Source organism: Stenotrophomonas acidaminiphila (assembly GCA_002951995.1).
GTDB classification, from domain to species: domain Bacteria; phylum Pseudomonadota; class Gammaproteobacteria; order Xanthomonadales; family Xanthomonadaceae; genus Stenotrophomonas; species Stenotrophomonas acidaminiphila_A.
The window spans coordinates 2,786,447-2,806,914 of the sequence record CP019797.1; the positions used below are offsets into that span (position 1 = coordinate 2,786,447).

The 20,468-nt window shown below is 71.4% G+C and carries 16 protein-coding genes, 1 other RNA gene and 4 pseudogenes; 12 read left to right on the forward strand and 9 right to left on the reverse strand.

Annotated elements, in window-relative coordinates:
- Window positions 1–707 precede the first annotated feature (707 nt).
- Both B1L07_12475 and B1L07_12480 read right to left on the reverse strand, forming a co-directional pair.
- A pseudogene (locus B1L07_12475) lies at window positions 708–2,032 on the reverse strand (Xaa-Pro aminopeptidase).
- A gap of 7 nt (window positions 2,033–2,039) precedes the next feature.
- Window positions 2,040–2,585 carry a hypothetical protein gene (locus tag B1L07_12480; GenBank protein AUZ55761.1) on the reverse strand — a complete coding sequence of 182 codons (546 nt, stop codon included), beginning with the start codon at window positions 2,583–2,585 and terminating at the stop codon, window positions 2,040–2,042.
- 126 nt (window positions 2,586–2,711) lie between these two features.
- On the opposite strand from B1L07_12480, the gene B1L07_12485 reads away from it, so the two are divergent.
- From B1L07_12485 to B1L07_12510, 6 genes are all read left to right on the forward strand, one after another.
- Window positions 2,712–2,933: a TIGR02449 family protein gene (locus tag B1L07_12485; GenBank protein ID AUZ55762.1), complete on the forward strand. Its 222-nt coding sequence runs from the start codon at window positions 2,712–2,714 to the stop codon at window positions 2,931–2,933.
- Window positions 2,930–3,229: a cell division protein ZapA gene (locus tag B1L07_12490; protein ID AUZ55763.1), complete on the forward strand. Its 300-nt coding sequence runs from the start codon at window positions 2,930–2,932 to the stop codon at window positions 3,227–3,229. The genes B1L07_12485 and B1L07_12490 overlap by 4 nt, the downstream gene beginning before the upstream one ends.
- 86 nt (window positions 3,230–3,315) lie before the next feature.
- Window positions 3,316–3,500, forward strand: a non-coding RNA gene (gene ssrS, locus B1L07_12495) — 6S RNA.
- Between the two features lie 104 nt (window positions 3,501–3,604).
- Window positions 3,605–4,195, forward strand: coding sequence for a 5-formyltetrahydrofolate cyclo-ligase (locus tag B1L07_12500; GenBank protein ID AUZ55764.1), 591 nt, complete (start codon window positions 3,605–3,607; stop codon window positions 4,193–4,195).
- Window positions 4,192–4,677 carry an EVE domain-containing protein gene (locus B1L07_12505; GenBank protein ID AUZ55765.1) on the forward strand — a complete coding sequence of 162 codons (486 nt, stop codon included), beginning with the start codon at window positions 4,192–4,194 and terminating at the stop codon, window positions 4,675–4,677. Before B1L07_12500 ends, B1L07_12505 begins: the two co-directional genes overlap by 4 nt.
- 91 nt (window positions 4,678–4,768) lie before the next feature.
- A complete protein-coding gene (locus B1L07_12510) occupies window positions 4,769–5,416 on the forward strand; it encodes a ribose 5-phosphate isomerase A (GenBank protein ID AUZ55766.1) in 648 nt (215 codons plus the stop codon).
- A 33-nt stretch (window positions 5,417–5,449) separates the two neighbouring features.
- Here B1L07_12510 and B1L07_12515 read toward each other — a convergent pair whose 3' ends face one another.
- Together B1L07_12515 and B1L07_12520 are read right to left on the reverse strand one after the other, a co-directional pair.
- On the reverse strand, window positions 5,450–6,391 hold the full coding sequence (locus B1L07_12515) for a hypothetical protein (GenBank protein AUZ55767.1): 942 nt from the start codon (window positions 6,389–6,391) through the stop codon (window positions 5,450–5,452).
- A gap of 114 nt (window positions 6,392–6,505) precedes the next feature.
- A complete protein-coding gene (locus tag B1L07_12520; protein ID AUZ55768.1) occupies window positions 6,506–6,901 on the reverse strand; it encodes a hypothetical protein in 396 nt (131 codons plus the stop codon).
- Between the two features lie 134 nt (window positions 6,902–7,035).
- Between B1L07_12520 and B1L07_12525 the strand changes: the two genes are divergently transcribed.
- From B1L07_12525 to B1L07_12535, 3 genes are all read left to right on the forward strand, one after another.
- Window positions 7,036–7,557 carry a hypothetical protein gene (locus B1L07_12525; protein AUZ55769.1) on the forward strand — a complete coding sequence of 174 codons (522 nt, stop codon included), beginning with the start codon at window positions 7,036–7,038 and terminating at the stop codon, window positions 7,555–7,557.
- 59 nt (window positions 7,558–7,616) lie between these two features.
- On the forward strand, window positions 7,617–8,069 hold the full coding sequence (locus tag B1L07_12530) for an ACR family protein (GenBank protein AUZ55770.1): 453 nt from the start codon (window positions 7,617–7,619) through the stop codon (window positions 8,067–8,069).
- Between the two features lie 106 nt (window positions 8,070–8,175).
- Entirely contained in the window at window positions 8,176–9,024 is an 849-nt protein-coding gene (locus B1L07_12535) for a hypothetical protein (GenBank protein AUZ55771.1), read from the forward strand.
- A 162-nt stretch (window positions 9,025–9,186) separates the two neighbouring features.
- Here B1L07_12535 and B1L07_12540 read toward each other — a convergent pair whose 3' ends face one another.
- Complete coding sequence (locus tag B1L07_12540) at window positions 9,187–9,378, reverse strand: rubredoxin (GenBank protein ID AUZ55772.1); 192 nt, start codon at window positions 9,376–9,378, stop codon at window positions 9,187–9,189.
- Between the two features lie 69 nt (window positions 9,379–9,447).
- Between B1L07_12540 and B1L07_12545 the strand changes: the two genes are divergently transcribed.
- Window positions 9,448–10,080: a thiamine-phosphate diphosphorylase gene (locus B1L07_12545; protein AUZ55773.1), complete on the forward strand. Its 633-nt coding sequence runs from the start codon at window positions 9,448–9,450 to the stop codon at window positions 10,078–10,080.
- 775 nt (window positions 10,081–10,855) lie between these two features.
- Here the strand turns inward: B1L07_12545 and B1L07_12550 are convergent.
- A complete protein-coding gene (locus B1L07_12550; protein AUZ56589.1) occupies window positions 10,856–12,118 on the reverse strand; it encodes a peptidase M19 in 1,263 nt (420 codons plus the stop codon).
- A gap of 166 nt (window positions 12,119–12,284) precedes the next feature.
- Here B1L07_12550 and B1L07_12555 point away from each other — a divergent pair, with 166 nt between their 5' ends.
- Window positions 12,285–13,574 carry a glutamate-1-semialdehyde-2,1-aminomutase gene (locus B1L07_12555; GenBank protein ID AUZ56590.1) on the forward strand — a complete coding sequence of 430 codons (1,290 nt, stop codon included), beginning with the start codon at window positions 12,285–12,287 and terminating at the stop codon, window positions 13,572–13,574.
- 136 nt (window positions 13,575–13,710) lie between these two features.
- Window positions 13,711–14,298 (forward strand): hypothetical protein, encoded by a 588-nt coding sequence (locus B1L07_12560; GenBank protein ID AUZ55774.1) that lies wholly within the window; start codon window positions 13,711–13,713, stop codon window positions 14,296–14,298.
- A 360-nt stretch (window positions 14,299–14,658) separates the two neighbouring features.
- On the opposite strand, the pseudogene B1L07_12565 reads toward B1L07_12560, so the two are convergent.
- From B1L07_12565 to B1L07_12575, 3 pseudogenes are all read right to left on the reverse strand, one after another.
- Window positions 14,659–15,408: pseudogene (locus tag B1L07_12565) on the reverse strand (hypothetical protein).
- A 519-nt stretch (window positions 15,409–15,927) separates the two neighbouring features.
- A pseudogene (locus B1L07_12570) lies at window positions 15,928–16,206 on the reverse strand (hypothetical protein).
- 789 nt (window positions 16,207–16,995) lie between these two features.
- Window positions 16,996–20,451, reverse strand: a pseudogene (locus B1L07_12575) (adhesin).
- Window positions 20,452–20,468 lie beyond the last annotated feature (17 nt).

Sequence of the window (20,468 nt, forward strand, 5' to 3'; positions counted from 1 at the left end):
CGCTGGCGCCCCGGCGGGGGACTGGCCGGCCCGCCGGCAGCGCCGCGGCCGCCGGCAGGATCCTGCCGGTACGACGGGTGCGGATGCCTGCCGCTTTCGATACGACCGGAAGGTCATGCCGCAGGATCCCGGCGGCGGACTTGACCACGCGGGCGAAGTGCGCGACGGCCCGCCCGACCCGCCATGGAGCTTCTGGAAGGCACGTCTGCGGCGTGCCTTTTGCTTGCACGCACGGGGAAACGCAGGCCGCTGCGGGAAGGCGCGCGGACACCGCTGCGTTGCCCTGGGCCTTGCTGCACTGGGCAAGGGCGGACGCCGAGATCAAAGGCGGTCACTCCTGCTCCGCGACAGCGGGCCGCTTCATCCTTGCGCGCGCACCGAGAAGCAACCCGAAGACAGCACCACGGAGGCGATCCGCCAGACGGCAGCCGCCGACTGCCCGCGCTCCCGGCCGCAGCGACGGCCACGCGCAACCCGCCCCGCCCGGACACGCGCGCCTCTGCGCCGCGCGTTCCACCGCGGTGCCCGGCCTGCTCCCGGGCAAGGAAAGGCGCGATGCACGAGCACGAGTACGGCAGCGGAAGCACGGGTAACGGCAACCGCAACGACAACGACAACGACAGAAAAAGCCACGGCGCTGGCATCGCAACTGCGCGTTTGCGTCGCCCTTCCCGCGCCGTGCGCGGGAGCCCCCATGCGTGGGCGCCTCAGCGCCCGGCCATGAATGCCTCGATCTGGTCCGTGCTGCGTTCCAGCGCGCCGGTCAGCACGCGGTGGCCCTCGGCGGTGATCAGCACATCGTCCTCGATGCGGATGCCGATGCCGCGCCAGCGCGGCGCCACGCTGGTGTCGTCCGGCGACACGTACAGCCCCGGCTCGATGGTGAACACCATGCCGGCCTCCAGCAGCCGCGATTCGCCGGCGAGCTTGTAATCGCCCACGTCGTGCACGTCCAGGCCCAGCCAGTGCCCGGTCTTGTGCCGGTAGAAGCGCTTGTAGTGGCCCTCGATCAGGTTCTCCTCCAGGTCGCCCTTGAGCAGCCCGAGCCGCAGCAGGCCCTCGGTGAGCACCTCGACCGCGGCCAGGTGGCCTTCCTCGTAGGCAATGCCCGGCTGCGCCTGTTCCAGCGCCGCAGCCTGCGCCGCCAGCACCAGATCGTGCAGCGCGCGCTGTTCGCGGCTGAAGCGGCCGCTGACCGGGAAGGTGCGGGTGATGTCGCTGGCGTAGCCGCGGTACTCGGCGCCGGCATCGACCAGCACCAGGTCGCCGTCGCCGCTGCCGCCGTTGTTGGCGCGGTAATGCAGCACGCAGGCATTGGCGCCGGCGCCGACGATGCTGTTGTAGGCCGGGCAGGCATCGTGGCGGCGGAACTCGCGTTCCAGCTCGGCCTGCAGTTCGTACTCGGCGATGCCGGCGCGCGCGATCCGCATCGCCGCGCGGTGCGCCCGCACGCTGATGTCGGCGGCGTGCTGCATCAAAGCGATCTCGGCCGGCGACTTGAACAGCCGCTGCTCGTGCAGCAGGTGGCCCAGCTCCAGGAACTCGTGCGGCGGCTGCGCGCCATGCCGCACCTGCGACCGCACCCGGTTCACCCAGCCGATCAGCTTGAGGTCGAAATCGGCGTCGCGGCCGAAGTGGTAATAGACCCGCGAACGCCCTTCCAGCAGGCCCGGCAGGATGTCGTCCAGGTCTTCGATCGGGTAGGCGTCGTCCATGCCGTAGCGCGCCACCGCGCCTTCCTGGCCTTCGCGCGGGCCATCCCAGGCTTCGCGCTCGGGATCGCGCTCGCGGCAGAACAGGATCGTCTCGCCGTGGCGGCGGCCGGGATCAGCACCAGCACCGCTTCCGGCTCCGGGAAGCCGCACAGGTACCAGAAGTCCGAATCCTGCCGGTACGGGTAATGGGTGTCGTTGCTGCGCACCCGCTCGGGCGCGGCCGGCAACACCAGGATGGCGTCGTCACCGGCCGCTTCCATCAGCTGGCGGCGGCGGTGCGCATACTCGGCGGCGGCGATGCCGGTCAGCGTGTGCATGGCCGCCTCAGTTCAGGCGCTGGCGGTGGCGCGCGCCCATCACGCAGTCACCGTGCAGCAGCAGCACCGCCACGCGCACGAATTCCTCGATCTCGGCCAGCGCGTCCTCGTCCTCGTCGGCGCTGTCGAATTCCTCGCTGGAGGCCTGCGCCAGCCGCGCCAGGTCCTGCAGCGCCTCCTCGCCCTCCTCGCTCAGCGCCGGACGCTTGCCGGACGCCAGGCCGAATCCGCCGAGGAACGCACGGCACCAGTCGAACAGCGCGTCGGTGCGCGCCTGCAGCGACGCCGCTGGCGCGGCCAGCACCAGCTCGAAGGCGAAATCGCGGTCTTCCAGCTGCGCCACCACCGCTTCGCGCAGGCGGTCGAGCACGCTGCCCGGCTCCGGCGTGGGCAGGTTGTCGTCGGCCAGCACCGTGGCCGGCCACGCCTGCAGGTCGGCGCCGCCGGCGGCCAGCCAGCCGCACAGTCCACCGTGGAGTTCGGCCGGGGTGGCCCCGAGGTCCAGCGTCTGGCTGGCCTGGAGGATGTCGTTGACGGCGGGAAGATCGGTCATGTCACCTGGGTCTGCGAAAAGCGGGAAAGGCCACCGCGCATGGCGCGGCAACGGCCGCACAGTGTAGCAACGGCAGGGCATCGGCCATCTTGACCACCGCCGAGGCGCATGCCTATCGTGCCGGGCATGGATTCCTTCGACCCCGCCGCCCAGCTGCAGGCCCTGGCCGCCCGCCTCGAACTGCTGTTCGAGCGCAACCAGCGCCTGGCCGACGAGAACCGCAGCCTGCGCCAGCAGCAGGAGCAGCTGGTGGCCGAGCGCGCGCAGCTGCTGGCCAAGAACGAGCAGGCCCGCTCGCGGGTGGAAGCGATGATCACCCGCCTCAAGTCGCTGGAGCAGCACACGTGAGCCAGAACGAGCCGGTCAGCGTCCGCATCCTCGATCGCGAGTACACCGTCGGCGTGGAGCCGGCCGAGCGCGACAGCCTCACCGCCGCCGCGCGCATGCTCGACGCGCGCATGCGTGAGATCCGCGGCAACAACCGCATGGCCGCGATGGACCGGGTGGCGGTACTGGCCGCGCTCAACCTGGCCCATGAACTGCACCTGATGCGCGATGAACTAGCGCAGCAGCAGCAGCGCTTCCAGCACGCGATGAACGACCTCAACCGGCGCCTGGACAGCGCGATCGACGAAGGCCGTTGAGGCCGTCGCATTCATCCGACGGGCGGTTCATTTTTTGCCGCGCCCAACCGCTGCCATCCGCCTGCAACACGGCTATACTGGCGTCGCGTTCTCTGCCGTGAACGACGGCGTGTGCAAACATTCGCCTTGTCCCTTAATGACGACCACGGGGGCGCGACGGCACCGGGTGTGCAGGTCCGCCTTGCAGCGGGAAGCCCGATGGTTCCCCAGCGTCCCCACTTGAACCCCGGGTTCAAGGTCGTTTCGCATGCATCGTCATGGCGGAGAATGCAATTATTCCGGAACGGCGCCGCAAGGCGCCGTTCTTCTTTGCAGGTCCATGCACCGGCCGGCAGACCGGCCGATAATGCCGCCAGGCCCCGACCCACGCCGCCGATGACTGCCGACGACCGCCAGGCCCTGCGCCGACAACTGCGCCAGCGCCGCCGCGACATCCCCGCCGCCGAGCACATCGCGGCCGCCGATGCGCTGGCCGCACACCTGCTGGCCCTGCCCTTCGCCGATGTCGACGGCCCGGTGGCCGGCTACTGGGCGATGGATGGCGAGATCGCCCTGTACCGCTGGCAGCTGCAGTTGCCCGCGCACCAGACCTACTGCCTGCCGGTGCTGCACGGCACGCTGCTGCGCTTCGCGCCGTGGCGCCCCGGGCAGCCGTTGCGCGCCAACCGCTACGGCATCCCGGAACCGGACATCGATCCGGCGCGCGCGCTGCCGGCGCAGGACATGGCCCTGGTGGTGGCGCCGCTGGTCGGCTTCGACGCACGCGGCCGGCGGCTGGGCATGGGCGGCGGCTGGTATGATCGCAGCTTCGCTTTCCGCCAGCAGCGCAGCGCGCCGCCCTGGCTGGTCGGCGCCGGCTTCGCCGCCCAGCAGGTCCCGCTGCTGCCGGCCGCGGACTGGGACGTGGCGGTGGACGCCATCTGCACCGAGCAAGCCATTCTCTACCCGGAACCGTTGCCCGCATGACCGCCCGCAAGCGCTATTGGCTGATGAAGTCCGAACCGGACGCCTTTTCCATCGACGACCTGCAGCGCGTGGGCACCGAACCGTGGAACGGCGTGCGCAACTACCAGGCGCGCAATTTCATGCGCGACGGCATGAAGGTCGGCGACGGCATCCTGTTCTACCACTCCAACACCAAGGTGCCGGGCATCGTCGGCATCGCCACGGTGGCCAGCGACGCCTACCCGGACGACACCCAGTTCGATCCGCGCTCCGACTACTACGACCCCAAGGCCAGCCGCGAACAGCCGCGCTGGTACCTGGTGGACGTGGCTTTCGAACGCAAGCTGGCGCAGGTGATCGCGCTGGACCAGATCAAGCGCCACGCCGACGCGCTCGGCGAAGGCTTCCCGCTGACCGCCAAGGGCAACCGCCTGTCGGTGTTCCCGGTCACCGGCGCGCAGTGGAAGCTGCTGCTGTCGCTGGAAAACAAGCCGCAGGCCTGATCCCGCCGCAGCGGCCGCCACGGGCGCTGCCGGGCAGCGCCGGACCCGCCGCCGCGCCTGTTCCCTCTCCTCCAACGCCATCGAGTCCACCATGTCCGAAGCCAAGCGCCTGGCCGCCGAAAAAGCCATCGAGTACGTGCAGAAGGGAATGATCGTCGGGGTCGGCACCGGCTCCACGGTCGCCTACTTCATCGACGCGCTGGCGCGCATCAAGGACCAGATCGAAGGCGCCGTCTCCAGCTCCGAGCAGAGCACCGCCCAGCTCCGCGGCCACGGCATCGAGGTGCTGGACCTGAACCACACCGGCGGCCTGTCGCTGTACGTGGACGGCGCCGACGAGTGCGATCCGCACAAGCACCTGATCAAGGGCGGCGGCGCCGCGCTGACCCGCGAGAAGATCATCGCCGAGGCCAGCAAGCAGTTCGTGTGCATCATCGACCCGAGCAAGCAGGTCCCGGTGCTGGGCCGGTTCCCGCTGCCGGTGGAAGTGATCCCGATGGCGCGCAGCCTGGTGGCGCGCGAGATCCTGGCCCTGACCGGCGGCCAGCCGGTATGGCGCGACGGCGTGGTCACCGACAACGGCAACCTGATCCTGGACGTGCACAACCTGTCCATCACCGACCCGGTGAAGCTGGAGCAGCAGCTCAACCAGATCCCGGGCGTGGTCACCGTGGGCCTGTTCGCGCGCCGCCCGGCCGACGTGGTCATCGTCGGCGGGCAGCCGCCGCAGGTGCTGTAAGCGCGGGCAGGCGGCGCTGGCCGCGGCCGTGCCTCAGCGCGGCGCGGCCTGCAGCCAGGCCTGCCACTGGCGGTCGAGCGCGGGCAGCGTGGCCGGCAACCCGAAGCCCGGGCCGGTGTCGGCCAGCCAGTCCTCGAAACTGCCGCCGGCGGCGATCCGCGCGCTGATGCTGCCAAGCACGCCGGCGCGGGTGGCCGCGGTGGCCTGCACCAGGAAATCCGCCCAGCCCTGGACCAGCGCGTAGTAGCGCGCGCCGGCCGCCGCGTCGCCGGCCTCGGCCGGGCTGCGATAGACCAGGCTGACGCCCTTGGCGGCCGGCGCGGCCTGGTCCCGCGGGCGCGCCGGATTGGCCATGGCCAGGAAATCGGCCAGCGCCGGCAGCGGCTGCGCCGGATCGGTGCCCATGCCGTGCAGCAGGCGCCGCCGATGCGCCGCCAGGTCGTCGGCCTCCAGCACCATCGCCGCCGCCTCGTTGAGCCAGTCCGGGCTGCGCGCGTGGCCATGCCCGGCGGTCCGGCCCAGGTCCGGCCAGTAGGTCAGGTTGAAGCGCACGTGGCCCAGTTCGTGGCGGGTCAGGTTGCGCCAGATCGCCTGGCCGATGGCCGGGTTGGCGGCCAGCAGCCGGCGGCCCGGGTCGTCGGCCGGCTGGCTGGCCTCGCGGGCGGCCTGGAAGGCCTGCATGCCGGGCCAGTCGAGCACCTGCACGGCGCCCGCGGCGGCCAGCCGCGCGCGCGCATCGGCAGCGATGCCCTCCGGCGCGTCCAGCAGCACCGCCAGGCGCAGCGGCGCACGCGCGAACAGGCGCTCGAACGCCGCGGCGCTGGCGGCCAGGTCATCGCCGAGCAGGCGCACCTGCGCCGCATCGGGGCCGTAGACCCAGCCATGCGCACCGGCGGCGCAGTAATCCAGGCCCGGCAGCGGCGGGCAGCCGGTATCGGCCCGTGCGGCGCCGGCCAACAGCAGCAGCAGCGGCACCAGGACGGGGGCGGGGGATCGGGAACGGGCCATGCGCGCATCTCCGGTTGGGATGCTTCCCTGACGCATGCACGCGGCAAATGTGTCCAGCCGGGCGCGGGCCCGGCGACGGCGTCAGCGTGCCGGACGCCGGCCGTTCTGCGCCAGCGCCGCCACCAACTCGCCGACCAGTTCGCGCTGCCGCGCCGGCAGGCCGAGGAAGGTATCGATCACCGCGCGCTCGCGCGCGCCCACCGCATGCCATTCGCCGCGGGCCTCGGCGACCCGCGACGGCTCGCCGAAGCGCAGGGTCTGCGGCGACACCCCGAACAGGTCGGCCAGCACCTGCAGCTTGTCCTGCTCGGGGATGGAGCGGCCGGACAGCCAGCGCGACGCACTCTGGAAACTCACCGAACGCCCGGTGTAGCGCGCGTTGAACAGGCGGAAGAGGATCGCCGGCCGCGGTTCGTACCCAGCCGCGCTCATCGCCTGCCCCAAGCGGCGGGAAAATTCGAAGCGTTCGTCGCTCATGGCCGGAAACGTTACGGACCACGCCTGCGACGGGATCACCTGTTACTTTCATTTTAATTAACTAATTGCTTTCATTGGCCATGGACCCATGCGCGACGCCCGCACGGCGCCCGCCCCTGCCAAGGAGAAGCACCATGCACAGCGCCCCCGCCGCCGGTGCGGCACCGGAGCACTTCATCCGCCACTACCTGGACGTGGACTACCGCGGCCGCTACGCCGGCGTGCTGCGGCGGCACCCGGCGCCATCGGAAGCCATCGCCGAACTGTGCCTGTTCCGCTTCTGGCTGGCCTGCCGCGCCTATGCGCATTCGGGCGCGGCGCCGGCACCGGTGCCGCCGCTTTACCTGCCGCCGCACTGGGCACCGCCGCGGCAGGCCGCCGGCGTGGACATCAGCCACGCGCTGGACGCCTGGTACGGGCACCTGCTGGAAAGCCGCTTCAACCTGTATGACCGCTTCTTCCACCTGGGCCGCAACCGCGACGATCCGCTGGGGCTGGACGCGGTGGCGCTGGCGCTGTCGTGCCAGCTGTTCGTGCAGCCCTGCGCGGCCATGCGCACGTGCCTGCGGCATGAGGTGCACAGCCTGTTTTCCGCGGTGCATGCCGCCTTCGCCCCGCCGTCGCCCGCGCCGCAGCCGCCCCGCGGCGGCGCTTGACGCCACGCCACGCATCCGTGAAGGTGCGCAGCGCCTCCTTTCGCTTCGTGGATCACGCCATGTCCCTGCCGCGCCATGCCGCCTGCCTGTCCGTCCTGCTGTTGCTGGGCGGTTGCGCCAGCGCCGGCGGGCACTGGGTGGAACTGGGCGGCACGCGCTACCACGTGGAGCTGGCGCAGGACGACGCCAGCCGCGCGCGCGGGCTGATGTTCCGCGACCACATGGACGCGGACCGCGGCATGCTGTTCATCCATGACCGCGTGGAACCGCAGGCGTACTGGATGAAGAACACCCGCATCCCGCTGGACATCCTCTACTTCGACGACGCCCGCCGGCTGGTCAGCCAGCAGCGCGACGTACCGCCGTGCTCGGCCGGCGACGCCTGCCCGCCGTACCCCAGCTTCAAGCCGGCGCGCTATGTGCTGGAACTCAATGCCGGCCAGGCCGCGCGGCTGAAGCTGGAGGACGGCACCGAACTGGTGTTCGGGCCCGGCATCCCCAGCGGCAAGTGAGCGCGCGCGGCGCGTCAGGTTGATCGCGCCGTTCGGCCGGGTGCCTTGAACGCGCCGTTCGGCCGGGTGCCTTGAACCGGCCACGCTTTGCCGCCAGTCTTGGGGCATGTCCGATACCCGCCTGACCCTGCCGCAGTGGGATGCGCTGGCCGACCTGGCCGACGACGCATTGCCGCTGCTGCCGACCGCGCTGCTGATCGCGCGCGATGAATACCCGCACCTGGACCCGGGCCGCTACGACCGCCTGCTGCAGGCGCATGCCGACCACCTGCGGGTGGAAGTGGCGGCCATCGCCGAATGGCCGCTGAAAGTGGCGGCGATCAACCACCACCTGTTCAACGAACTGGGCTACAGCGGCAACCACGACGCCTACTACGACCCGCGCAACAGCTATCTCAACGAGGTGGTCACGCGCCGGCTCGGCAACCCGATCTCGCTGGCGCTGGTGCAGATGGAAGTCTGCCGCCGGCTCGGCCTGCCGCTGGAGGGCATTTCCTTCCCCGGCCATTTCCTGGTGCGGCTGCCGGTGGAGGAAGGCGTGCTGGTGATGGACCCGTTCAACGGCGGCCGCCCGCTGGGCGTGGACGAACTGCGCGAGCGCGCGCGCAACAACCTGGGCGGGGAGGCCCCCGATGACCAGGTGCTGGCGCAGATCCTGGACCCGGCGCCGGCACGCGCCATCCTGATGCGCATGCTGCGCAACCTGTATGGCGTGTACGCCGAGCGCGAGGAATGGGACCGCGCCGCGCGCAGCGCCGACCGTATCCTGAAACTGGCCCCGGAACAGAGCGAGGCGCTGCGCGACCGCGGCCTGGCCTACCTGCGCCTGGACCACCGGGCCGGCGCGCGCGCGGACCTGTCGCTGTACCTGCGGCGCGAACCCGATGCCGCCGACGCGGCGCAGGTGCGCGAACAGCTGATCGACCTCGGCGGCGAACGGCCGCAGCTGCACTGACCTTCGCACGCGGGCGCTGCCCGCACGCTGCATCGACCTGTGATGCGGGCCCTGACCCGCGCTGCATTGACCTGTGGATGCGGGGCTTGCCGCGCATGCGGCTTCACCGGGAACGCGCGTGCGGGGCAAGCCCCGCACCTACGGCATCCCGGCCGGCTGGACTCAGTCCAGCACCACCATCTCGAAATCGTCCTTGGTGGTGCCGCAATCCGGGCAGGTCCAGGTCTCGGGCACGTCTTCCCAGCGCGTGCCCGCGGCGATGCCCTCTTCGGGCAGGCCTTCGGCTTCGTTGTAGATGAAACCGCAGACGACGCACATCCAGGTGCGCAAGGTGGAGGCGGAAGCGTCGGACATCGGATAATCACGGCAACACGAGGGCGGTCGCAGATTGTCCCATTCCCGCCGCCGTACAGGTAGCCATCCATGTCCCAGCCCATCCGTGCCGCCCGCGGCGTCTATCTGATCACCCCCGACGAGGCCGACACCGCGCGCCTGCTCGAACGCGTGCAGCCGCTGCTCGCCGCCGGCGCCACCTGGCTGCAATACCGCAACAAGAGCGCCGACGCCGGCACCCGGCATGAGCAGGCGCGGGCGCTGCAGGCGCTGTGCGCGGCCAGCGGCGTGCCGCTGATCATCAACGACGATGCCGCCCTGGCCGCCGCCGTCGGTGCGGCCGGCGTGCACCTGGGCGAGGACGACGGCGACATCGCCGCCGCGCGCACGCTGCTCGGCCCCGGGGCCATCATCGGCGCGTCCTGCTACGACCAGCTGGCGCTGGCGCGGCGGGCCGTGGCCGCCGGCGCCAGCTACGTGGCGTTCGGTGCGTTCTTCCCCAGCCGCAGCAAGGCCACCACCCGGCGCGCGCATCCGCGGCTGCTGCACGAGGCCGCGGCGCTGGGCGTGCCGCGGGTGGCGATCGGCGGCCTGGCCGCGGACAACGCGGCGCCGCTGGTCGCGGCCGGCGCCGACCTGCTGGCGGTCATCAGCAGCGTGTTCGCCGCCGCCGACCCGGTGGCCGCGCTGCGCGGCTACCAGTCCTGCTTCGCCACCGCCTGAGCAACGGCGGGGCGCGGCTTCGCCCTCGCCTCCAGGCAGACAACGCAACCGCGAGGCCCGGCCTCGCGCAGCGCCGGCCCAGAGCTACGCCGCGGCGCCGGGCGCGCACGACCACGGGAACCTGTAACGGACGATGCCCCGCAAAGCCCCGCTACGCGGCCAGGCCTCCACAGCGCCGGCCCATGGCCACGCCGGGGGGCGCCGGGCGCGCACGACCACGGGAATCTGTAACGGACGATGCCCCCGCACCGCCCGGCTACGCGGCCAGGCCTCCATAGCGCCGGACCATGGCCACGCCGGCGCGCCGGGCGCGCACGACCACGGGAGCCTGTAACGGACGACGTCCCCCGCAAGGCCCGGCTACGCGGCCAGGCCTCCGCAGCGCCGGCCCAGGGTCACGCTGGGGCGCCGGGCGCGCACGACCACGGGAGCCTGTAACGGACGACGTGCCCCGCAAGGCCCGGCTACGCGGCCAGGCCTCCGCAGCGCCGGCCCAGGGTCACGCTGGGGCGCCGGACGCGCACGACCATGGGAACCTGTGGCGGGCAGCGACGCCGGGCGCCGCGGGTTGGGCCGTGCGCCCCTGCCCTGCTTCAGCGCGCGGCGGGCTTGTCGGTTCGACGGGGCTGTGCGGCTGCACGGCGGCGTGCTGCGGGGGATCGCCGCAGGCAGCAGCCCGCGGCAGACCCGGGCAGCGGCCATGGAAGCGCCGCGGCGGCGGCGCATGCCCCCGGCCCGCCCCCCTCCCGTGGGGAGCGGGGCTTGAACGGCGCGCTTACTCCAGCGCCGCCTTGACCGCCGCCGGGTCGGCCAGGGCCTGCACCTGGCGGATCAGGCGCACGGTGTTGCCGCCGAGGATGGCGCTGATCTGGCGCTCGTCGTAGCCGGCGTCGAGCAGCGCCTGCACCACCTTGGGCAGCGCGGCGATGTCCTCGTAACCGTCCACGCCACCGCCGCCGTCCCAGTCCGCGCCCAGGCCGACGTGCTCCCAGCCGGCCACCTTGATGATGTGCAGCAGGTGGCGCATGTAATCGTCGAAATCGGCCTTGCGGATGTTGTACTTCGCGTCCAGCGCGGCCAGCTGCGCCTTGAGCTGCGCGCGCTCGGCCGCGCCCAGGTCGGCGCGGTCGCCGAACGCGTCGTAGAGCTTGCGCCGCTCGGCGCGGTATTCCGGGGTGGCGCCGGTGTCGACCAGGTAGCCGCCCAGCGAGTTCACCTGGATCACGCCGCCCTTCTTCGCCAGCGCGCGGATGCGCGCGTCGTCGATGTTGCGCGAATGCGCGAACACGTCGTAGGCGCCACTGTGGGAGAGGATGATCGGCGCCTTGCTCAGTGCCAGCATCTGGTCGAACACCGTGTTGGACGCATGCGACTGGTCGATAATGATGCCCAGCCGGTTGGCCTGCGCGATCAGCGCCTTGCCCTTCTCGCTGAGGCCGCCGTGCTCGCCCTCCGGGGCCACGCCCATGCCGGCCGAATCGGCGAAGTCGTTGTGGCTGATGTGCGCCAGCGAAATCATCCGCAGGCCCTGCTTGTAGTAGAAGCTGAGCAGGCTGGGATCGGCCTCCAGCGGATAGGCGTTCTCCATGCTGATGTAGACCGACTTCCTGCCGGCGGCCTTGATCCGCGCCGCATCGTCGGCGGTGGTGGCCAGCTCGAACTTGTCCGGGTTGGCCGCGACCATCTCGCGGATTTCGGACAGGCGCCTGAGCCCGGCGTCGCGCGCCTTCAGTTTGCCCCCGGCATCACGCTCGCCCTGGCTGGTGAACACCACCCAGAAGCCGCCATCGAGCCCGCCTTCGACCATGCGCGGGTAATCGACCTGCGAACCATCGTCCTGGAAGTCGTGGCGGTCGGTGATCTTCCAGCCGGGCCGCGAGAACAGCGCCGGCGTGTCCAGATGGGTGTCCAGGTTGATCGCCCGGGCCTGGATGGCGCGCGCGCGTTCGGAGATCTTCGCCGGGCCGGTACCGGCCTGGGCGGTGGTGGCGACAGCCAGCAGCAGCGCGGCCGACAGCGCACCGGCCTTGAACGTCATGTCGAACTTCATGGCTCTCCCTTGGGGACGGATCGTGGCGCATTCTTGCATGCGCCCGCCGCGCCCCTGCGGGCCATTGGTCATGGCGGCGGCGGCGCGTGGCAGCGCCCGGCGCGAAAGCGGACAATGGGCGCATTCTTTCGTCACTCCCGTGCCTGCCATGTCCCTGAACCACGACCAGTCCCACGCCCTGTTCACCCGCGCGCAGCAGCTGCTGCCCGGCGGCGTCAACTCGCCGGTGCGCGCGTTCAAGTCGGTCGGCGGCGAACCGTTCTTCGTGCAGCGTGCCGACGGCGCCTACCTGCATGACGTGGACGGCAACCGCTACATCGACTACGTCGGCTCGTGGGGCCCGATGATCGTCGGCCACAACCACCCGGCGGTGCGCGAGGCGGTGCAGCGGGCCATCGGCAATGGCCTGTCGTTCGGCGCGCCCTGCCCGGCCGAGGTGACCATGGCCGAAACCATCACCCGCCTGGTGCCGTCGTGCGAGATGGTGCGCATGGTCAACTCCGGTACCGAGGCGACGCTGTCGGCGATCCGCCTGGCGCGCGGCGCCACCGGCCGCAGCAGGATCGTCAAGTTCGAAGGCTGCTACCACGGCCATGGCGACTCGTTCCTGGTCAAGGCCGGCAGCGGCATGCTGACCCTGGGCGTGCCGACCTCGCCGGGCGTGCCGGCCGGCCTGAGCGAACTGACCCTGACCCTGCCCTACAACGATTTCGAGGCCGCCACCGCGCTGTTCGAGGCGCAGGGTAGCGAGATCGCCGGGCTGATCATCGAACCGGTGGTCGGCAACGCCAACTGCATCCCGCCGCGCGACGGCTACCTGCAGCACCTGCGCGCGCTGTGCACCCGGCATGGCGCGCTGCTGATCTTCGACGAAGTGATGACCGGCTTCCGCGTGGCGCTGGGCGGCGCACAGGCGCACTACGGCATCACCCCGGACCTGACCACCTTCGGCAAGATCATCGGCGGCGGCATGCCGGTGGGCGCCTACGGCGGCCGCCGCGACCTGATGCAGCAGATCGCCCCGGCCGGCCCGATCTACCAGGCCGGCACGCTCAGCGGCAACCCGGTGGCGATGGCCGCCGGCCTGGCGATGCTGGAGCTGATCCAGGCGCCCGGCTTCCACGCCGGCCTGGCCGCACGCACCGCGCGCCTGTGCGAGGGCCTGGAGGCGGCCGCGCGCGAGGCCGGCGTCGCCGTCACCACCACCTGCGTCGGCGCGATGTTCGGGCTGTTCTTCACCGACCAGAAGGTGGAGACCTACGCCCAGGCCACCGCCTGCGACATCGCCGCGTTCAACCGTTTCTTCCACGCGATGCTGGAGCGCGGCGTGTTCCTGGCGCCGTCGGCCTACGAGGCCGGGTTCCTGTCCAGCGCGCACGACGACGCGGTGATCGACGCCACCCTGGCCGCCGCGCGCGAAGCGTTCAAGGTGGTCGCCGCCTGAGGCCCGGGGAGATGCGGGGCCTGCCCCGCATCGGCCTTCCGCACACAGCCCCCGTGCCGGGCAGGCCCGGCACCCGCGCTGCGTGCATGCAAGCGGCATCGCGCGCCGAAGTGCGCTCCTGCAGAAGGCGGCCCGCATGATCCAGACGCTGCTGCTCGATTTCGACGGTCTGCTGGCCGACTACGACCATTCCCGCCATCTCCAGCACCTGGCGGCGCTGGCCGGCTGCGCGCCGGCCATGGTCGACGCGGCGCTGCGCGGCGAGCACCTGGAACCGGCGCACGCGCGCGGCGACCTGGATGGCGAGGCCTTGCTGCAGGCGTTGAACACACGCCTCGGCAGCCGCCTGTCCGCCGCCGACTGGTTCGCCGCCCGTACCGCGGCCAGTGCCCTGCGCCGCGACACGCTCGCCCTGCTGCGGCAGCTGCGCCCGGCGGTCCGCGTCGCCGTGCTGACCAACAACGGCCCGCTGAGCGTGGCCGCGATCACCGCGCTGCTGCCCGGCATCGAGGTGCTGTGCAGCGCCACGCTGGGCGTGCGCAAGCCCGACCCGTGGATCTACCTGGCCGCGACCGCACGGCTCGGCGGCGTACCGGCCCGCACCCTGTTCGTCGATCACCTGTTCCGCAACGTGCAGGGCGCGCGCAGCGCCGGCCTGCACGCGGACACCGCGCACCACACCCAGTCGCTGCGCCGCGTGCTGCGCCGCTACCGCCTGCTCTGAGTGCCCGGCGGACGCGGGCCGCGCCGCCGGCCCGCCGTATCCTGCATCCCCCGCGCGACGGCCACCACGACGCGGCGGCGGCGTCTTGCCCTGTGCACGCCTGCACCGAACCGCGCCGGCCGTGGCCGGCGCGGTCGCCCGTGCTCAGGGCCGGGTGTCCCCCGGCGCCGTGCCCGGCGCAGCGCAGCGCGGTGCCGGCCCGCGGCAGCGGCGGCGGCTGTCGCCGGTCATGTCCGCGTTGAACGCATCGCCGTTCTCGCCATACATCGGCGCCTGTGCGCCCTGCTGCCCGTAGCGCACCTGCAGGCCGATGCTGGTGCTGTGCATCGCGTTGCGGCCCTGCTCGCGGCCCAGCAGCAGCGAGAACAGCCAGCCGCTGTCCAGCTGCAGGTCCATGCCCGCGCCCAGCGACAGCATGTCGTCGTTGTAGCTGCGCATCGCCAGCACGTAATCGACATCGCGCGGACGCTGCTGGTAGTTCACCGCCACGTCGCCGCGGTTTTCCAGCGCACCGCGGTATTCGATGCGCCAGTGCGGGCGCCAGCTCAGCCGTTCGCGCTGGAACAGCATGCTGCCCTCCAGGCCCAGCGCCAGCGCGCTGTTGTCCACCCGCTGCCGGCCATAGGCCAGGTCATAGGCGCCCAGCCCGGTCTCGCGGTAGCCGTCCAGCGTCGCCCGGTGCCCGTCGTAGCGGCCATAGCCGGTCAGGCTCAGCCCGGAGGCACTGCGATGTTCGTAGCCGAAGGTCAGCGCGCCGAACCACTGGTCGCCGCTGCGCGTGGCCTGGGCGCTGGCGTTGGCCAGCTCGCTCCAGCGGACCAGGTCGAAGTCCAGCCGGCCGTTGGCCAACAGGCCGTCCACGAACAGGTGCTCGCCCAGCCGCCACAGGCCGTAGACCGCCAGCGAGCGCTGGTCGGCATCGACCTTGGACGGGGTGTCGTCGAAGTCGGTACCCTGCCGGCCCCAGCTGCCTGCCAGGCCCAGCAACACGTGCTCGCCGACCGCGCGGTCCGCGCCCAGGGTCAGGCCGCCGGTGTTGAAGTCGAAGCCGCCGCCGGCGCGGCCGTTGCGCCCGGTCTTGCCGAAGCCCGCGGTACCGGCCAGCCACAGGCCCCAGCCTTCCGGCAGCGCCGGCAATGCCGCCTCGGCCACGCGGCCCACCGGCATCGACAGCCCCGGCACGCCCTGGCTGCCGGCATAGGCCAGCGCCATGTTGACGCTGCTGGCGTTGTGCCCGCCGCGCACCTGCCGCAGGCGGTCGCGGATGTTGTCGCCCTGCACCTGCGCGAAGCGCACGCTGGCGTCGACCTGCGCCTGGATGCCAGCGCTGACCTGCGCGTCCAGGGTCGGGTCCGGACGGGGGCTGACCACCAGCGTGACCGACACCGTGCCGGTGAGGTAGTTGGGGGTCGCCGCCTGGGTGGCGGTCAGCGTGGTCGTGCCTTCGCCCACCAGGGTGACGGTGCGGCCGTTGACCGTGGCCACCGCCGGGTTGCTGCTGGCGAAGGTGAAGGCACCGGGGCTGTTGCTCTGCGGCAGCGGCAGCTCGAAATCGGCCTGGCCGTACATCTTCTGCAGGTCGCCGACCCAGCTCAGGCTCGGGGCCGCCACCAGTTCGGTGGCGCTGTCCGGCTCGCCTTCGCCGGCCAGGTTGTAGGCGGCCACGGTGAACACGTAGCTCACCCCGTCAGCCAGCCCCTGCACCAGGATCGGCGAGCCGCTGCCGGTGGCCGTGACCACGCCCGGCGTGGCCGCCGCGCGCAGGCTCATCGTGCGGGCCGCCGGTGCCGCGCTGGCCTGCGGCGTGGCGGTGACCCGGTACCCGTCGATGGGCACACCACCGGTGAACCCCGGCGGCACGAACGCCACGCTCACCTGCCCGGGGCCGACGGGCGTCAGCGTCTGGATCTCCGGCACGCCCGGCGGCACCGGATCGATCCGGAACGTGCGCGTGGCCGAGGCCGGGCGATGGGTGGCATCGCCGGCCTGGGTGGCCACCACGGTGCAGTTGCCGGCCTGCACGAAGGCCAGCAGGCCGTCGCTGGTGACCGTGCATACGTCCTGCGTCGGCGAGGCGAAGGTCACCGGCAGCCCGGAGTCGGCGCGGGCGGACAGCACCGGCACCTGGTCGAAGCGCTGCGTGCCCACCTCGTCGAAGAGCACCGCCTGCAGCACCTGCGGCACCACCGGCGCCGAGGGCGCCGAGGGCGCGCTGGTGCCGGCCGCGGCCGCGGCGGTGAGGGTGAAGGTGTAGCTCACCCCGTCGGTCAGCCCGCGCACGGTGATCGGCGAGGCCGTACCGCTGGCGGTGATGCCGCCGGGCTGCGCGGTGACCGTGTAGGTCACCGGCTGGCCGGTGGGCGCCGACGGCGTGAATGCCACGTCCACCTCGCCCGAGCCGCGTACGCTCACTTCGCCCACCACCGGCGTCTGCGGCACCAGCGCGGTAACGTTGAACGATTGCGTCAGCGACGCTGCCAGGTGGCTGGCATCACCGTCCTGGTGCACCGTCACCGTGCAGGTGCCGGCGCTGGCAAAGGCCAGCACGCCGGCGGCGGTGACCGTGCATACCGCCGGGGTGGAGGAAACAAAGCGCAGTGGCAGGCCGGAGTCGACCGAGGCCACCAGCGTCGGCGTGGTGCCGAACGCCTGCGCGCCCGGGTTGGCGAAGGTGATGACCTGGGTCACCGCCGTGGTCACTGCATTGGAGGCGGCCGACGACGTACCGGTGCCCACGCTGTTGCTGGCGGTCACGGTGAAGGTGTACGCGGTGCCCGTGTCCAGCCCGTTGACCGTGATCGGCGAGCCGCTGCCAGTAGTCGGACCGCCGGCCACTGCCGGGCTGGGCGTCACCGTGTAGCCGGTGATCGCGGTGCCGCCATTGGACGCCGGTGCGCTGAAGCTCACCGACACCCGGCCGGGGCCGGTCACCGTGGCGGTACCGATGGTCGGTGCGCCCGGGACCACCGCGTTGACGGTGAACGAACGGGTGACCTGGGTCGCGGCCAGATAGCTGCCGTTGCCGGCCTGGTCGGCGTTGATGGTGCAGGTGCCGGCACTGAGGAAGGTCAGCGCGCCGCCGGCGGTGATGGTGCACACCGCGGTCGTGGACGAGGTGAAGGTCGGGGACAGCCCCGAATCGGAGGTCGCGCTCAGCGTCAGCGTGGTGCCGAAGGTCTGCGTACCCGGGTTGGCGAAGGTGATGGTCTGGGCCGCCTTGGGGGTGATGCTGTTGGACACGGCCGACGCCGCGCCGGTGCCCGCGCTGTTGTCCGCGGTGACGGTGAAGGTATAGGCCTGGCCGTTGGTCAGGCCGGTGACCACGATCGGCGAGCTGGCACCGTTGACCGGCGCCACATCGGCCGGCGACACCGTCACGGTATAGCCCAGCACGGGGCTGCCGCCGGTATTGGCCGGCGCAGTGAACGCCACGCTGGCCTGGGTGTCGCCGGCGACGGCGGTGCCGATGGTCGGTGCGCCCGGCACCACCGGATTGACCGTGAACGAGCGGGAGACCTGCGGTGCCGGCAGGTAACTACTGCTCCCTGCCTGATTGGCGTTGATGGTGCAGGTACCGGCAGTGATGAATGTCAGAACGCCGCCGGAGGTGATGGTGCACACGCCGCTGGTGGACGAGGAGAACGCCACCGTCAGGTTGGAGGTGGCCGTGGCCGACAACGTCGGCGACGTCCCGAAATTCTGCGCACCGGGATCGGCGAAGGTGATGACCTGCGGCGAGGCCGGGGTGACGCTGTTGGATGCGCTCGATGCCCCGCCCGTGCCCGCACTGTTGGTGGCGGTCACGGTGAAGGTGTAAGGCACCCCGTTGGTCAGGCCGGTCACCGTGATCGGCGAGCTGGTCCCGGTGCCGGTGAGGCCACCCGGGTTGGAGGTCACCGTGTATCCGGTGATCGCCGCGCCACCGGTGCTGGCCGGCGCGGTGAACGCCACGTCCGCCTGGGTCTCGCCGGCCGTGGCCGTGCCGATGGTCGGCGCGCCCGGGACAACGGCATTGACCGCGAAGGTCTGCGATACCGTCGGCGCGGCATGGGTGGCGGCATTGCCGGCCTGGTCGGCGTCGATGGTGCAGCTGCCTGCGCTGACGAAGGTCAGCGCGCCGCCGGCGGTGATGGTGCATACCGCCGTGGTGGTGGAGGAGAACGTCACCACCAGCCCGGAGCTGGCCGTGGCCGCCAACGTCGGCGACGTGCCGAAGTTCTGCGCCGGGGGCGGGGCGAAGGTGATGGTCTGGCTGGCCTTCGGTGTGGCCGGGTTGCTGGCGCTGGAAGCGGTGCTGGTGCCGACGGCGTTGGTCGCCGTCACCGTGAAGGTATAGGCGGTGCCGTTGCTCAGGCCGGTCACCGTGATCGGCGAGGTGGTGAATCCGTTGCCGCCGGCGGTGATCCCGCCGGGATTGGAGGTGACCGTATACCCGGTGATGGCCGAACCGCCGTTGTTGACCGGCGCGGTGAAGGCCACCGACACCTGCCCGTCGGCGGCCGTGGCCGTGCCGATGGTCGGCGCACCCGGCGCGGTGGGGATGGCCACGGTATGGGTCGTGCCCGCGGTAAACGCGGCCGGCGGGCCATTGCCGGCGCCGTCGACGATGTTGGTGGACGCGTTGAGGTTGACCTTCAGCGTGCCATTGCCGGTGATGCCGTCGACGACAACGGTGTAGCTGCTGCCGCTGCCGGACACGCTGGCGAGGGTGCCCGCGGCGGTGCCGGTGCTGGCCAGGGCGAAATCGTCGGTGGACACGCCGCTCACCGGCTCGCTGAAGGTGACGCTGAAGCTCACCGAGGTATCCGTCGAGGCCGCGCCGCCGGCAGGCGCGATGGCGCTCACCACCGGCGCGGCGCCATCGATGACCAGGGCCTTGTTCGCGCCAAGCGAGTTGGCCGCGCCCGGCACGGGCAGGGTCAGGGTGGCAGGGTTGTCGGCCGCGTCCTTGATGGTGCCGCCGTTGAGCGCCAGCGCGGTGGTGGAAACGTAATCCAGGTCGGCGCTGGTGTCGCCGGCCTGCACCGTATAGTTGAACGTCAGCGTGCTGGTGCCGCTGCCACTGGCGTAGTTGACCGCGCGGTCGGTGGCGCCGGTTTCCAGGGCCAGCTGCGGGGTGCCGGTGACTGTCACCGCCTCGCTGAAATTGACCTGGATCGAAACAACGTCGCCGGCCTTGTAGGTGCCGTTGGCGGTACTGGAGGTAACCCCGGAAACCGTGGGCGCCACGCCGTCGATGACGAGGTTCCTGTTCGCGCCCAGCGAGCCGGCCGCGCCCGGCGCCGGCAGCGTCAGCAGCGCATTGTTGCCCGCCAGGTCCTTGATGGTGCCGGCGTTGAGGGCCAGGGCGCTGCTGGCCACGTAGTCCAGATCGGCGCTGGTATCGCCGGCCTGCACGGTGTAGTTGAAGCTCAGGGTGTTGCTGTTGGAACCGCTGGTGTAGTTGATGACGCGGTCGGTGGTGCCGGTTTCCAGGGTCAGCTGCGGCGTGCCGGCGACCCACACGGTCTCGCTGAAACCGATCTGGACACTGATGACATCACCCACCTTGTACGTGCCGTTGGCGGTGCCCGAGGTTACGTTGGTCACCGTCGGCGGCGTGGTGTCGGGTGGCGGATTGAGGATGAAACTGTCGAAAACGTCGTAGAAACCACCCGAATTCGAAGTTATGACGACCTTGTCGACGTTGTTGAAAGTGGCGTTCAAGGACACCATGAAGGCGCCATTGGCCTGCCCAAAGCCGTTCCCCGTCGTCTGGACGCCGACGCTTGCCCCGTCGCGAAAGCCTTCAACCTGGGAAAAGCCGCCTCCGAACGCATTGATGAAGAAGCTCGTAAACTGGAACTCATTACCGGACGCGGTCTCGAGGGTGACCGTCTCCTCGCCGGTGAACGCCCCGGCGAACAGGCCTGCACTGCCGGACTGGCCGTCATCGACATCCTGGAACCAGTTGGCCGCGCTGTAGGTGATCTTCACGTCACCCTGGGTGTAGACATTCGAACCATGGTCGGCGCTTTCGACAAAGCCGGCAGAGTCGAAGTTGATCATGATGGCGGAGGGGATCGGGGCGGCCGCCGCACCGGTCGCCCATGCCAGCGCGGCCATCAGCGCCCAGGGCGCCAGGCGCAGCGCGCGGGGCATCTTCCCGAGCAGAAAACGAGTGAAAGTGG